Annotated in this window: 11 protein-coding genes; 2 read left to right on the forward strand and 9 right to left on the reverse strand. The window is 69.0% G+C overall.

What is annotated here, in order from left to right; translation table 11 throughout:
- Positions 1 to 166: 166 nt before the first annotated feature.
- From G4D87_RS07445 to G4D87_RS07480, 8 genes are all read right to left on the reverse strand, one after another.
- Positions 167 to 1564 (reverse strand): DUF1552 domain-containing protein, encoded by a 1398-nt coding sequence (locus tag G4D87_RS07445; protein WP_163780363.1) that lies wholly within the window; start codon positions 1562 to 1564, stop codon positions 167 to 169.
- Between the two features lie 5 nt (positions 1565 to 1569).
- Positions 1570 to 3888: a DUF1588 domain-containing protein gene (locus G4D87_RS07450; protein WP_163780364.1), complete on the reverse strand. Its 2319-nt coding sequence runs from the start codon at positions 3886 to 3888 to the stop codon at positions 1570 to 1572.
- Positions 3889 to 4077: 189 nt separating this feature from the next.
- The gene (locus G4D87_RS07455) at positions 4078 to 5904 is read right to left on the reverse strand and encodes a monovalent cation:proton antiporter-2 (CPA2) family protein (RefSeq protein ID WP_163780365.1); all 1827 of its coding nucleotides are present in this window, start codon (positions 5902 to 5904) and stop codon (positions 4078 to 4080) included.
- Between the two features lie 102 nt (positions 5905 to 6006).
- On the reverse strand, positions 6007 to 7326 hold the full coding sequence (locus tag G4D87_RS07460) for an ArsB/NhaD family transporter (RefSeq protein ID WP_163780366.1): 1320 nt from the start codon (positions 7324 to 7326) through the stop codon (positions 6007 to 6009).
- Positions 7327 to 7965, reverse strand: a complete 639-nt coding sequence (locus G4D87_RS07465; protein WP_163780367.1) for a hypothetical protein — start codon at positions 7963 to 7965, stop codon at positions 7327 to 7329.
- Complete coding sequence (locus G4D87_RS07470) at positions 7962 to 8453, reverse strand: hypothetical protein (protein WP_163780368.1); 492 nt, start codon at positions 8451 to 8453, stop codon at positions 7962 to 7964. Before G4D87_RS07470 ends, G4D87_RS07465 begins: the two co-directional genes overlap by 4 nt.
- Before the next feature lie 189 nt (positions 8454 to 8642).
- A complete protein-coding gene (locus tag G4D87_RS07475; protein WP_163780369.1) occupies positions 8643 to 9692 on the reverse strand; it encodes an aldo/keto reductase in 1050 nt (349 codons plus the stop codon).
- A gap of 34 nt (positions 9693 to 9726) precedes the next feature.
- Positions 9727 to 10527 (reverse strand): SDR family NAD(P)-dependent oxidoreductase, encoded by an 801-nt coding sequence (locus tag G4D87_RS07480; protein WP_163780370.1) that lies wholly within the window; start codon positions 10525 to 10527, stop codon positions 9727 to 9729.
- Positions 10528 to 10649: 122 nt separating this feature from the next.
- Here G4D87_RS07480 and G4D87_RS07485 point away from each other — a divergent pair, with 122 nt between their 5' ends.
- Positions 10650 to 11558: a LysR family transcriptional regulator gene (locus tag G4D87_RS07485; protein WP_163780371.1), complete on the forward strand. Its 909-nt coding sequence runs from the start codon at positions 10650 to 10652 to the stop codon at positions 11556 to 11558.
- A 109-nt stretch (positions 11559 to 11667) separates the two neighbouring features.
- On the opposite strand, the gene G4D87_RS07490 is transcribed toward G4D87_RS07485, so the two are convergent.
- Positions 11668 to 13332 (reverse strand): Ig-like domain-containing protein, encoded by a 1665-nt coding sequence (locus tag G4D87_RS07490; RefSeq protein ID WP_163780372.1) that lies wholly within the window; start codon positions 13330 to 13332, stop codon positions 11668 to 11670.
- 315 nt (positions 13333 to 13647) lie between these two features.
- Here G4D87_RS07490 and G4D87_RS07495 point away from each other — a divergent pair, with 315 nt between their 5' ends.
- The gene (locus tag G4D87_RS07495) at positions 13648 to 13914 is read left to right on the forward strand and encodes a hypothetical protein (protein ID WP_240358084.1); all 267 of its coding nucleotides are present in this window, start codon (positions 13648 to 13650) and stop codon (positions 13912 to 13914) included.
- The last annotated feature ends 136 nt before the right edge of the window (positions 13915 to 14050 follow it).

Consider the following 14050-nt stretch of genomic DNA (forward strand, 5'->3'; position numbering starts at 1 on the left):
GGACTCAGGGGCTCCGTGCTTTCGAACAAACGACGGCGGCATGGCCCGGACACGCAGGCGCTGGGCCCCACCGCGCACGAAGGGGAACACCGCCGGCCCAGGAGTGGCTCCAGCGAGACATGCCTGCCAAGAATGACGTGGAACCCGCCCAGTCCGCGCTCACGGCTCAGCCATACAGCTCGCTCAGCGGTCCCGGCGCGATGCGCGTGCTGCCCTCCTGCCCGAAGGTGTTGAAGTCCGCGTCTCCGAACGCGTGGCCGAGCGTGTTGAAGAGGTTCGAGACCTGCCGGTTCCGGGCCGCGTCGTACTTGGGGTACACGACCGTGCGCCCGTCGGTCTTCAGGCCCAGCGCGTTGCCGCCCACCACGAGCTTCGGCCACTCACGCGAGGTCGAGTGGTGCTGCTCGCCGTTGTCGGACATGAAGACGATCGCGGTGTGATCCAACATCGAGCCGCTCGCGCCGACCTCGGGCGTGGCGGCCAGCGTCCTCGCCAGGTTCGCCACCAGTTGCACGTGACGGCGGGTGACCTCGGCGACGCGATCCCAGTTCTGCCCCGCATCCAGGCCGTGCTGCAGGCTGTGTCGCGGGACGTCGGCCACGTCCGGGCCGTAGGCCACGTCGAAGCCCGAGGTCCCCGTCGCCAGCACCACCGTGTTCGTCAGCCCGCCCAGGAGGGACGCCGTGGCGATCTGGAACTGCGCCTCGAACCACTTCAGCGAGTCGGGCGGTGAGCCCGCGCCGGTGATGAGCGGGTTGTCCTTCGGTGCCAGTGGCAGGTAGGGCCGCACGCGTTCCGCCATGCCTTCGAGCTGATCCTCCCGCGCGCGCAGCGACTCGAGCGAGGAGAGGTAGCGCTCCAGCTTCAGCCGCTCGTTGGAGTTGCCGCTGAACTCCGCCAGCGCCTTGCGCGAGTCGGCCAGCGCGAAGTCGAAGAGCATCTTGCGGTCGCGCCCGTTCGTCGAGCCGCCGAGCAGCGAGCCGAAGGTGCTGTCGAACGCGAGCGACGGGTTGACGATGATGCCCGCGGGCTTGCGGGGTCCGAGCGCGCAGGTCTCGTACACGATCGACACGCGCGCGGAGCTGGTGCCCAGGCGCAGCACGTCGAACGGTGCACCACGGCGCAGGCGAGGTGCGATCACCGCGTCGAAGGTCGCGCCCGCGCCGTTCACCGCGCAGCTCAGCCCGCCCGTCCCGCTGGAGTGCCCGCCGCCCGCGATGAGGTTCGAGAGCCCCAGCAGCACGGCGGAGCGGTTCACCAGGTCGATGTTGCCGGAAGACGCCGCCAGCGGCCCGAGGCTGATCGCGCTGGCGAGGTTGTCGCCCTCACGCACCAGCGGCGTGTCCTTGTACGCGTCCCAGAAGAGGCGGTCGGAGGTGTTGGCGCGCCCCCCCAGCGCCGCGCGGGTGCCCGTGCTCAGGAGCGCGCGGGGGTAGACGCCATTGCACTCGAGGACCAGCACCAGGCGCGCCGGCAACGCTGGCGACTGGGCGTAGACGTCGCGGAAGTAGGGCGCGAAGAGGCCGGCGGCCATGCCCTGCAGGACGGTTCGTCGCGAGAACATGGCAGTCACTCTCCAGCCTGCGGCACACGCCGCGTCTTCCAGGTGTCGCTGGTCATCAGCGTGGTCAGCATCTTGGAGAACGAGCCGTTGTTCTCATCATAGGCCTGCTCCATCCGCGTCAGCGTACAGGCGTCGCTCGGGTTCTCCGGGCGGCCCATGAAGTAGCGGAAGGCCTGCCGCATGAAGCAGCGCTTCACGTGCCGCGAGGTCGCCAGGCGCTCGCTCAACTCCACTGCGTCGCGCACCGGGCCGTCCAGCCCGGGGTCCGGCATCGACGTGAGCGTCGAGCTCCCGTCCGGCGTGGTCCAGCCTCCGCTGGGCGAGTGATCCCGCGCGCGCAGGAAGCCCGCGTGGTTGTAGATCTCGAAGGGCAGGCCGAGCGGCTCCATCAGGCGGTGACAGCCCTGACACTGCGATCCGGCCGTCGCCTCCTGCAGGCGGCGGCGCGCGTTCTTGTCGGCGGCGTGCGCGCCGACCTGGGCTGCCACCTGCACGCTGCTGAGCGGCGGGACGAAGCCGCACAGGAGGTTCTCGCGCACCCACTTGCCGCGGTGGACGATGGACGGATCGTCCTCGAAGTTACCGCCGTGCGCGGCCAGCCACACCGGGTGGGTCAGCACGCCCGCGCGCTCGATGTCAGGCAGCGTCTTCCAGCGGCCCGCGACGGTCGCCGGGAGGATCTCGCTGACGTTGTAGGGGTGCGAGAGGCCCTTGTGCGAGTCGTACGCCGCCTGCTGCATGGAGGGCACGTAGAAGGTGCGCGTGGTGAGCAGGTTCGCCAGCACGTCCTGATCCTCGACGACCACCCGCGCGATCATGTCGTCGAACTGCTGGATGAAGGTCGGCTCCAGCGGATGGAAGTTGGTGAGCAGGTTGTCGTACGAGACCGAGCTGATGTAGCCGAGCCCCTCGAGCTCGAAGCGCGAGGTCGCCGCCGGGGACTCCTTGAACACCGCGGCCACGTGCTCGTAGCCGAGCCACTCGCGGAAGAAGCCCGCGACGCCGTCACCCAGCCAGTACTGCCCGCGCTTGGAGCGCTGCTCTTCGTTGTAGTCCTGCACAAGATCGAAGCGCGGCGTCCCGTTCTGGTGGGCGTCGACGCCGCCCAGGTACTTCTCAATCAGGGCGGTGGTCGTCGCATCCTGCTTGAGCGAGCCATCCTTCGCGGCGGTCGCCACGTCCGCCAGATGCCCCTCGAGGGGCGCGGAGTAGTGCGGCCACACGAAGCTCGGCGTCGCCGAGGGCGCGCGCCCCGCCAGTGCGTAGGCCAGCTGCGAGCCCAGCTCGAGGCTGGTCAGCTCCACGCGACCGTCGGCCGGCTCGGCGCCCATCTCGCGGCGGAACATGGCGCCGGTCATCATCCACGCGGCGTTGGAGATCCGCGTGATGGAGTCCGCGCGGTTTTGCGGGGAGTGGCTCGGCTCTTGCGCGATGACTGTGGTCGCGAAGTCGGTGAGGCGCGTGAGCTCATCCTCGGTGGGCGGGCGGAAGAAGACGCCGAACTCGAGCATCTGGCCAAGGTGGAAGCGCTTGCAGGTGTCGCTCGGGTTCGCGTCGTCGAACATGCAGCGGAAGCGTCTGTCGGTGAAGACACGCTCCATCCGGTTGCCGTCCGGGTAGTTCATCGTCCACGGCGAGGCGGCCGCGCCGACCACGGGCAGGAAGAGCTCCACAGTGGCCTCGTCCAGCGTCTCGTCCGTGGCCCAGGAGCTGTACTGCTCGATGGCGCTGGGATCGAGCGGGTTGTCGTAGAAGCTGAACCCGGTCCAACTGCGCTCGACCGAGCCACCGACGTTGCGGGTGAACTCGCGCCGGTTCAAGCGGCGGATGCGCGTCGGCGCATCCGAGCGCACGCCTTCGGTGCAGCTGAAGAGCGCGGACTGATCGAGCAGGTTGGGCTCGGGCACCACGGTCACGTCCGGGCCGCCCGTGCCGCCGCAGAGGGGCATCCCTTCCCCGATCCAGGTCTCGAGCGCGGCGAGCTCGGCTGCGCTCGCGCGCTCATGCGAGGCTGGCGGCATTGGAGACGCGTCGTCGCGCATGCGGATGAGCGCGCGCTGGGCGTTGCTGAGCCTCCCATCCATCGCCGAACTCACCCGCATGTCGTGCAGGGTGCGCAGCGGCATCGTCGCCCCCTGCGTCGGCAGCGCGCCGTGACAACTGGCGCAGCGCTCGGCGAGCACCGACTGCACCACGCACGCGGCGCCCAGGTTCCCCCCGGGCTCACCGGGGTTGTCAGGGCCTCCGGTGTCGGTGTTTGGCTCGACGGAGCCCTTGCACGCAACGAGGCTCAACAGTCCGGCCAGCAGGAGGACGCGATTCATCCGGCCAGACTTGCACGGAGGGCAGGGGGGGATAGCAAGCAGTCCCGGCAAAGCGGGCTCAGACCTGCCTGGGCATCCCGTGGTGCCGCCGGTGGTGGCGCGCAGGTGAGCTTGCCGTCCTCCCCCTCGACAGGGCCTGGTACGGCGCGATCGCCAGCAGCGATGGCGCCGCGTCCCTGCTCCTCGCGCCTACTCGTTCCTGCCCTGGGTCGCTTCGGCCGTCTCCGGGGTGAGCGGCGTGGCGGCCTTGCGCGGAGGCGTGAACGGCGTCGGCGTCGGGCTCGGGGCGATGTTGCCGATCAGCAGGCGCGCGCCCGCGGTGAGTCCCCCGGCCAGCTCCAACTGCACGCGTTCCGCATCGCGGCGGCGCACCGCCTCGACGATCTCCAGTGCGTCTTCCTTCGGAACGCCCAGTTGGCACAGCGCGTGCTGGCCGAACTTGATCGCCGATTCGAAGGTCTCGCGCACCTGCATGTCGACGCCGGCGTTGAGCAGTTGCAGGGAATGTTCGCGATCGAAGGAGCGCACGAGCAGCTTCGCCTGGACGAACTCGGACTTCACCAGTTCGACGATGCGGTTGGCGGCCTCCTTGTTGTCGACGCACACGGCGATCACCTGCGCGCTGTCCGCGCCCGATGCGCGCAGCACGTCCAGGCGCGTGCCGTCGCCGTAGTAGATCTTGAAACCGAACGTGCCGGCGCTTCGGATCATCTCCACGTCGTTGTCGATGATTGTCACGTCCACGCCGCGCGCGAGCAGCGACTGGCTCGCGACCTGGCCGAAGCGGCCGAAGCCGATCATCAGCACGCTGCCCGACAGGCCTTCGGCGACGTCCAGATCGTCGAACTTTTCTTCCTGGCGCTTGAGCCACGGACGCACCGCGAGTACGACGAGGGGCGTCAGCGCCATTGACAGCACGACGATCGCGGTGAGGTGGGCGTTCTGCGCGGCGGCGATCACGCCGCTGGCGGCGGCGGTGGCGTACAGCACGAAGGCGAATTCGCCGCCCTGCGCCATCAGCGTGGCGCGATCGAGCGCTTCGTGATGGCTGGAGTCGGTCAGCCGCGCGACGGCGTAGATGCACAGCGCCTTGACCAGCATCATCGCCAGCACCGCGCCGAGGATCAGCGCCCAGTTGTCGCGCACCACCGACAGGTCCAGCGCCATGCCCACGCCGAGGAAGAACAGGCCGAGCAGCAGGCCGCGGAACGGTTCGACATCGGCTTCGAGCTGGTGGCGGAACGTCGACTCCGACAGCAGCACGCCGGCGAGGAACGCGCCCATCGCCATTGACAGGCCGCCCAACTGCATCAGCAGCGCCGACCCCAGCACGACGAGCAGCGCGGCGGCGGTCATCACCTCGCGCGCCCGCGCCGCGGCGAGCAGGCGGAACAACGGATTGAGCAGCCAGATGCCGGCGGCGAGGAGCGTGACCAGCACGCCAGTGGCAATGCCTATCGAGGTCCAGCGCGAAGCATCGCTGCTGGGCTCGCCCGGCGCGAGCAGCGCCACCAGCACCAGCAGCGGCACGATCAGCAGATCCTCGAACAGCAGCACCGAGACGATCTTCTGTCCGTGGGGCAGGGCGATGTCGCCGCGTTCGCCCAGCAGCTGCATGACGATGGCGGTGGAGGTCAGCACGAAGCCCATTGCCCCGATGAATGCGACCACCGGTTCATCGCCGAACAGCAGACCGACGCCGGTCAGCGCCGCGGTGCAGGCGGCGATCTGCAGCGTGCCCAGGCCGAAGATCTGCCGACGCAGGCTCCACAGGTGCGAGGGGCGCATCTCCAGGCCGATGACGAAGAGGAACATCACCACGCCCAGTTCGGCGACGTGCAGGACCGCCTGGGCGTCGGAGAACCAGCCCAGCCCGAACGGCCCGATCGCCAGCCCCGCGGCGAGGTATCCCAGCACGGACCCGAGCCCCAGTCGCTTGAACACGGGCACCGCGACCACCGCCGCGCCTAGCAGGGCCACCACCTTCACCAGATCGTTCGATCCCACGTCCGCCATCTGTTTCCCCAAATCATGTGAACCGCACCGGCCCGTGAAGCCTACTCGGGTGGCGAGACGGGGACACGCCGCTGGAGATGCGCCAGGATGGCGCCGCGCGGCTCAAGCGGACAACAGGCCCCACGCAATCGCCACGGTCTGGATGACGGCGAAGCTCAGCAGCCCGGCCGGAAGGAACTCGGCGAACCCGAACCGGATGAGGTTCCCCTCCGGGTCTCTCAGCGCCGCGCGTTCGGTGAGCGCCTGGGCCAGCGGTCCGGAGGTGGCCGCAGTCAGGAACAGCGAGCTGCCGGCGCACACCGACAAGGCCAGCCCGATGTAGACCGTCTCCGGAGAATGCTGCTGTGCCAGGCGCTCGGCCACCGCCAGCAGCGCGGCCATGCTGGGGCCGGCGGAGAAGACGCCGGTGAGGAGCCCGGCGGCGACGAAGAACACGCACAGCTGCGCCAGCGGCGAAATCGGCAGCGCCTGCAACCAGACGGCGGCGTCGGCGAACAGGCCGCTGCGCCCCACCGCGCCCACCATCACGAACAAGGACAGCAGGAACAGCGCCGCCTCCATGTCGATGCGCGTGCGCACAATCCGCTCGCCCAGCCCCCCCGCGAGCGCGAGCGCCACCCCCGCTCCGAGCCAGGCCACCAGGTCGGGCGTCACGCCCGTCTCTCTGGGAATGGCGACCCAGGCCGCGAGCATGCACCCGAGCAGCAGCAACGGCGGCAGCAGCCTGCGGCGATCCACCCGCACATTGCGGTACAGCGCGCCCATGGTGGAGAGCGTCAGCGTGGCCGAGATGGGCGTCTGCCCCAGCCGGCTGCCGGGGCGGACCAGCAGGAACGCTGTTCCCAGCACACCGGCCAGCGCCACCAGCGTCACCGGCAGCGCGCGCACCAGGTAGTCGGGAAAGCTCATCACCCCGGTGCCGAGCAGCAGGATGGCCGGAAAATCTCCAATGGGCGTGGCGGCGCCGCCGAGGTTGCAGGACACCAGGACCAGCGCCAGCGTCCACGACACATACCGCTGTCGCACGCCCAGCAGCTTGAAGAGGATGAGCAGCACCGGCAGCACGAGCAACAGCGCGGTGAGGTTGTTCACCAGCCCGCTGACCACGTACATGCCCACCGCGAAGAGCAGCAGGATTCGGCGTGGGCCGGCGCGGCTCAACCGGGTGGCGTGCAGCGCCAGCACCCCGAAGAGCCGCGACTCGACGAACAGCTGCGAGAGCAGCCCCAGCGTGACGAGAATCACGATGACGTCCCACGGCACCTGCGCCAGCAGCTCGGGCGCGGTGCCCGTTCCCAGTAGCGAAGACGCCAGGGCCGCCAGGCCGGCGCCCACGCTCACGACCACCAGCCGGCGCGAGGGGAGCGCCGCCTGCAACAGCAGCGCGGTGATGAGGATGCCGGCGAGGATGGCCTGGGTCATTCAGACCAGCTCCGTGAATGTGGCGGCATCGACCTCCACCAGCCAGCGCGGATACACGAACATCGGGGCTCGGAGCACGTCCCAGGCCACCAGCGAGCGGAACTGGGTGCGCACGTCGTCGCCGGTGACGCGGAGCCACGCCGGCATCACGTGCGTCCCGGCGCCATGGACGCCGTAGGCGAAGGTGAGCAGCGTGCTCCGGGGCCCCGCCCACGACTGGAAGCGCTCGAGCTCCACCAGCTCCACCCGCCCCGCGTAGTTGGACAGCACGCGCTCCCAGTCCACCTCGAACGGCGAGCTCCGCAACAGCGCGAGGCGGATGCCTTCCAGCTTCGGAATCAACGCGTCGAGGAACTCCGACTCCAGGCCGACCACCACGAGCTGCCGGGTGCCGGCGAGCGCGCCGAGCACGGCGCCGGGGTCCGTGTGGGGCTCGCGCGAGCCGGCGAGCCACTTCTCGGCGACCGCGTCCAGCACCGGGAACGAGCGGCCCAGCGCGTCGCGCAGGCCGCTTACGCCCGCGTCGCCCGCGAACCGCGCCACGTCCTTCACGTAGAGCCACGCCGCGCAACACATCCCCAGCTCGCCCGCGGCGACCGAGAACGCCTGCGCCAGGCCCTGGGGCAGCTCGACGCTCACTCTTCCGGGCTCTCTGGAAGCCGCGCCAGCAGGTCCGCCAGCAGCGTCACCATGGCCACGTTCGCCAGCGCGTGCTGCGGAGGCCCGTCGGTGAGGCAGTCCACCATGGCCTCGAAGTCCCGGGTGCCCTTGCGCGCCAGGAGCTCCAGGGGCGCGCTGGGGAGCGGCAGCGGATAGCTGGGCGCGTCGTCGGGCCGCGCGAGGTGTGGCGGCAGCCGCATGGGGACCTCCTGGGACGCGCCGAGGTCCAGGGCTTCGCGGTCACCGTGTGCCACCCGCTCGAGCACCAGCCCGAGCAGCGAGAGCAGCACGTAGTTGGCGCCGCGGTGGTGCGCCGGCCCTTCGCCGAGCACGCACCGGACGACGAAGGCGCGCTCTTGCGGGGCCGGCAGGTACGGCGCCAGCAGTGCTTCGATGCGCGCGGTGTCGACGAACCTCGAGATGGCCGATGAGGGGAGGTGTCTATCGTGCGGAGGGCGCGGCGGCATGACGCCTCACCTTACCCGCGCCCGGCAGGTCGCTGCACGCTTTCGTTGGGATTCCAACGAACATGGCCACTCCCGATACCTGGCGAAGCCCTGCTCCACGGATGGGGACGCCCCCTCGCTTGTCGTCCGGCTCGTTCGAGTGCAGCACCACCAGGGAACGCGCGGGAGCGCCACGGAATCGGAGCAAGCCTACACCGAGGGCGCGGGGAACAGGGGCGGGTTGAGCCGCGTGAAGTCACCCAGCTTGTAGTACGGGGCGTAAGGGTAGGGCGGTGTCTTGAAGCTCGCCGCGTCAAGCTTCGCGAGCTGCTCCGGTGTGAGTGACCATCCGATGGCACCGAGGTTGTCGCGAAGCTGCGCTTCGGTCCGCGCGCCGATGATGACGCTGGCGACGGTCGGACGCGTCGTCAGCCAGTTCAAGGCGATTTGTGGGATTGATTTGCCGGTCTCCTTGGCGACGTCGTCGAGGGCATCCACCACGCGAAACAGATGCTCGTCGTCGACGGCGGGACCGAAGTCGGCGGTCTGGTGCAGACGGCTCACCGCTGGCAGCGGCTCACCGCGCCGGACCTTGCCGGTGAGACGGCCCCAGCCGAGCGGGCTCCAGACCATCGCGCTGACACCCTGGTCCAACGCAAGCGGCATGAGCTCCCACTCGTAATCGCGCCCAACGAGCGAGTAGTAGGCCTGGTGTGCGACGTAGCGGGGGTAGCCGTACTGCCTGGCGACGGCGAGCGACTTCATCAGGTGCCAGCCCGAGAAGTTCGAAACACCGACGTATCGAACCTTCCCCTGGCGCACGAGCTCGTCCAAGGTCGACAGCACTTCCTCGATGGGGGTCGCGGCGTCGAACGCGTGCAGTTGAAAGAGGTCGATGTAGTCGGTGCCGAGCCGGCGCAAAGACGCTTCACACGCTCGAATGAGATGGGACCGCGACGAGCCGGCGTCATTGGGGCCGTCGCCCGTGGGCAGCGAGACCTTCGTCGAGATGAGGGCCTGCTGGCGTCGGCCATGGAGCGCCGCGCCGAGGACTTCCTCCGACGCTCCGTTCGAGTAGACGTCGGCCGTGTCGAACATCGTCACGCCCGCTTCGATGCAGATGTCCACCATCCGCCGGGCCTCGTTCGCGGCGGTGTCTCCCCAGGCGCCAAAGAGAGGCCCTTGGCCTCCGAAGGTGCCGGCACCGAAGCTGAGGACGGGCACCTGGAGTCCAGAGGCTCCGAGTCGTCGATAGTCCATGGTCATGCGCCTCGTACGCGGTCTTGGTGTGGGTTCACGCGAGGGTGGGGACGACGCCACCATCGGCCCGTAGCGCGGCGCCATTGGTGGCGGAAGACAAGGGGCTCGCGACAAAGGCCACGAGCGCGGCGATCTCCTCGGCCTCGATGACGCGCTGGAGCAGGGAGGTCGGCCGCTCCTTCCGGAAGAACTCCGCCTCGATTTCGGCCATGGGCGCGTTCGGGTTCGACGCGACGCTCTTGAAGAAGTCTCCGATGCCCTCGGAGCGGGTCGTCCCTGGAAGCACGGAGTTGACCGTGACGCGGGTGCCCTTCGTCGTCGCCGCCAGGCCTCGTGAAATCGAGAGTTGGGCGGACTTCGTCATCCCGTAGTGAATCATGTCCGGTGGGATGACGAGCGCGGAGTCACTGGCGATGAAGATGATGCGGCCCCAGTTGCGCTTCAGCATTCCCGGCAGGTACTGGCGTGCCAGGCGGGCGCCGCTCAGGACGTTCACCTCGAAGTACTTGCGCCAGTCCTCGTCGCTGATGTCGCCGAACGCCTTGGACTCGTAGATGCCGAGGTTGTTGACCAGGATGTCCACGTCGGAAAGCTCACGCGCGAGGAGCGCGGCGCCCTCTGCGTCGGCCGGGTTCGCCAGCACCGTCCGCACGCGTCCGGACGTGCCGGGGTGGGCCTGCTCGATGTGGGCGACCGCCGCATCGAGCTTCCCCCGCGAGCGACCGGGAATCACGACGTGTGCTCCCTCAGCGGCCAGCCGTGCCCCGATGGCCAGCCCGATGCCCGCGGTGCCTCCCGTGACGAGCGCCGTCTTCCCGGTGAGTTGCAAGTCCATGTCTTCTCCAGAGGTCTGCCGTTTTCAGGTGAGTGAACGCATGCGTCATGTAGCGGCGGCGCCCTTGAGAGGAAACGTCCATAATGTCAAAGTACCTGTGAATCCGATTCACAGGAGGTCCGGTGGACAACCGCGCGGGGGAGATGAGCGTCTTCCTGGCCACGGCCGACAGTGGGAGCTTCTCCGCGGCGGGCCGCAAGCTGGGGCTGTCTCCCTCGGCCGTCAGCAAGCTCATCGCCCGAATCGAGGACCGCCTGGGCACCTCGCTCATCGTGCGCTCGACGCGCGCGCTGCAACTGACGCCGGAGGGGGCGCTCTACCTGGAGCGGGCGCGGCGCATCCTCGCGGAGATTGATGACGCGGAAAGCCTCGTGACGACAGGCAACGTGGTGCCGCGCGGGCTGTTGCGGGTGAACACCTCCGTGGCGTTTGGAGAGGTCCACGTGCTGCCGCTCGTGCCCCGGTTCCTCGCCCTGTACCCGCAGGTCGAGCTCGACGTCACGTCGACGGACACGGTGATTGACCTGATGGACCAGCGGACGGACGTCGCCATCCGGACGGGGCCGCTGCGGGACTCCAGCCTCAAGGCGCGGAAGCTGCTCGAAAGCCGCCGTGTCATCGTGGCGTCGCCCGCGTACCTCAAGGCGCATGGCACACCGAGGCGGCCGGAGGACCTCGCCCGACACAACTGCCTGAGGTTCAACTTCCGGCGCCCCGCCGACGAATGGCCCTTCCGGGACCCTTCGAGCGGCGAGGCGTTCTCGGTGCCGGTGTCAGGCAATGTCCACGGCAACAGCGGGGTCGTGCTGCGCCAGCTCGTGCTGGAGGGCGTGGGCCTGGCGCGGCTCGGCGGCTATCATGTCCAGCCCGACCTCGCATCGGGCCGGCTCGTCGCGGTGCTGGAGAAGTACAGCGCGGGGGACATCGAGCTCATCCACGCCGTGCACATCGGCCACGAGCACCTCGCCACGCGCATTCGGACGTTCATCGACTTCCTCGCGGATGCGTTGAAGGCTCGCTCCGTGAGGTAGCGAGGCCGCGCCAGCAGGTCTGGCGCGGCCCCTTGGCAGAGGACGTGAGGCCACCCGGCCAGGCTGAACCGGGTGGAACGCTACCGGGACGCCCGTGCCTGCCCGCGGCTCACGGGACGGTGACCGTCACGGCGTTGCTGCGTCGGCTGTTGCCCGCGCGGTCATACGCAATGGCGACAATCACGTGCGTACCGGACTTGCCCGTGGTGTCCCACGCGCGGGTGAATGGCGCGGTGGTCGAGTAGGGATACTGAAGCACACCGTCGATTTCGAAGACGACGTAGTGGAGCAACTGGCTGTCGCTCGCATTGGCGGACAGCGTGACGACGCCACTGACGACCGCGCCGTTGAGGGGCGCGAGCAGGACGGACGTGGGCGCCGCGTTGTCGACGATCAGCGAACGGGTGTGCGTCGCGACATTGCCTGCTCTGTCGGTCGCGCGCAGGATCAAACTGTAGGAGCGATTGGCCAGCACCCGCGTGTCCCACGAGAAGTTGTAGCCGAGGCCCGAGTGGCCCGTCAGCGAGCCCTTGAGGTAGCCCTCCTGGAAGAACTCCGCCAGGGCCACGCCGGAGAGGCCCTGGTCCGTCACGGACCAGCCCACGGTGATGTTGCCGCGTACATAGTTCAGGCTGTGCTGGTTGTACTGGGGCGGGCCGGAGATGATGACGGGAGGGGAGTTGTCCACCATGACGCTCACCGGGTCGGAGACGCCCATGTTGTCGTCCGCGTCGAAGGCCTGGGCTGTCAGCACCCGGGTTCCCGGAGGGGACGTCGCCGTGTTCCAGTCCACGATGAAGGGAGGCTGGGTGTCGGAGGCGATGAGGGTGGACCCGGAGAAGAAGTCCACGCGCGTGACGCCAAGGTCATCGTAGGCGCTCGCCGACAGGGTGACCGTGCCGCGCAGGGCGCTGCCGGGGACCGGCGAGAGGAGCGTCACGGTGGGGGCCGCGCTGTCGGTGCACAGCAGGGCTCCGAAGTCCTTCGCGAGGCGTCGCGCCTCGATGGAGTTCGAGTGCCCTGAGTCGAGGCGCGGGTCCGTCGTGCCCACCTGGACCCGCCCCGGGGCGGCGGTGAAGCGGTCGGTAACAGCCTGGAGCGTGGTGTTGAACGCTTCCGTTCCAGGCGCTTGCGTGGCGAGGTCATGCCACTGACGGGCCCAGTGGAGCGCGTCCGAGGGCTTGGGAGACGGCAGGTCATACACGAGGGTGACGCTGAGGTTCAGCGGCGTGCCGTCCGCGTCGACTGCTTCGAAGACCAGGTGGCCTTCGCCGGCGCTGCGCCGGTCCGCATTGCGCGAGCCCGCGTGGTTGAGGATGGCCTTCAAGCGCAGTGGCGCCTTCGTCAGGTCCAAGGTGCCGTCCGCGAGCTTCGGCCACGCTTCGAGGAGCTGGGACACGCGCGCGCGGGTGCCCGCGTCCTGCTCCGCACCGCGCTGGAGCGAGTCGTGAATGAACTCGGAGGGGGCGACTTCGCCGCTCAGCTCCGCCATGCGCCGACCAAAGCTCCACGCGCCGTCCGCGACGCCGCGCCCCTGGGGCAGCGCGCCGGACCAGGCCGTGCGCGCCGGGTCATTCACCACTGCCGCGTCCTGGATGAGCAGCTCCCGCTCCGGCTTGATGGAGGAGAGGCAATCCAGAGGCGCGCTTGTCTGCTGAAGCTCGGTCTGGGGGCTCTCCGAAGCGTCCGGGACATCACCACAACCGATGGAGGCCAGGGCCGCCGCGCCGACCAGTGCGGAAAGGCCGCGGACCGCTTTTGAAACGATGCGCATGTGAATTCTCCCTTGAGGAGGCTGGGCTCGCATGGAATTGGGAGCGTCAGCGGGAAACGCTATATCAAGCAAGCGTTCGGGGCGCGCCTGGGTCAGGATGCAATTCTTCTACGTAATTCCCATGTGCGAACGGGGGCTTGCGCCCTCTGAAAGGACGGGTGGCGTCGGCGTGACGCTCCGGGGACGTGGTAGAGAAAGGGCATGGAAGCGACGGTCGCGTTGTGCCCCCTTCATCCCGAGCGCCCCGCGGAGGGAACGTGCAGCCGCTGTGGCACCTTCTTGTGTGAAGGCTGCCGCAGGTGGCAGGTGGGGCGCATGCTCTGCCTTCACTGCCACACCGTCGCGCTGGGGGAGAAGCCGTCCCAACGCGCGACGCTGGCGCTCATCTTCGCCACGGTGGGGTTCATCGGGTTCGTGCCGGGGCTCGTGGGCCTCGTGTTGGGCTACCAGGAACTGGCGGCCATCCGGCGTGGCACCGCCCCGGGCTCAGGGGAGGGCTGGGCCGTGCTCGCGCGCAACGTGGGCTGGTTCCATGTGGCCATGCTGGTCATCATCGGCCTCGGGGTGGCTTCGCGAAGCTGAGGGGACCGGCTGGCGTCGTCACGGCGCCCCCGAAAGCGCCCGAGGTTTTGCAAGGTCGTCCACAGGACAGCTAGCTTCGCCCTCCTGACCCCGTTTGGGGTCGAAGTCGGAGGAGGGGGTTCACATGGGTTCGAAG

Source organism: Myxococcus vastator, from assembly GCF_010894475.1.
Taxonomy (GTDB): domain Bacteria; phylum Myxococcota; class Myxococcia; order Myxococcales; family Myxococcaceae; genus Myxococcus; species Myxococcus vastator.

Coding starts and splice junctions, on each gene's coding strand:
- G4D87_RS07460 (WP_163780366.1), bottom strand. CDS start 7,326: ATGACCCAGGCCATCCTCGCCGGCATCCTCATCACCGCGCTGCTGTTG.
- G4D87_RS07470 (WP_163780368.1), bottom strand. CDS start 8,453: ATGCCGCCGCGCCCTCCGCACGATAGACACCTCCCCTCATCGGCCATC.
- G4D87_RS07475 (WP_163780369.1), bottom strand. CDS start 9,692: ATGGACTATCGACGACTCGGAGCCTCTGGACTCCAGGTGCCCGTCCTC.
- G4D87_RS07490 (WP_163780372.1), bottom strand. CDS start 13,332: ATGCGCATCGTTTCAAAAGCGGTCCGCGGCCTTTCCGCACTGGTCGGC.
- G4D87_RS07455 (WP_163780365.1), bottom strand. CDS start 5,904: ATGGCGGACGTGGGATCGAACGATCTGGTGAAGGTGGTGGCCCTGCTA.
- G4D87_RS07445 (WP_163780363.1), bottom strand. CDS start 1,564: ATGTTCTCGCGACGAACCGTCCTGCAGGGCATGGCCGCCGGCCTCTTC.
- G4D87_RS07495 (WP_240358084.1), top strand. CDS start 13,648: ATGCTCTGCCTTCACTGCCACACCGTCGCGCTGGGGGAGAAGCCGTCC.
- G4D87_RS07450 (WP_163780364.1), bottom strand. CDS start 3,888: ATGAATCGCGTCCTCCTGCTGGCCGGACTGTTGAGCCTCGTTGCGTGC.
- G4D87_RS07480 (WP_163780370.1), bottom strand. CDS start 10,527: ATGGACTTGCAACTCACCGGGAAGACGGCGCTCGTCACGGGAGGCACC.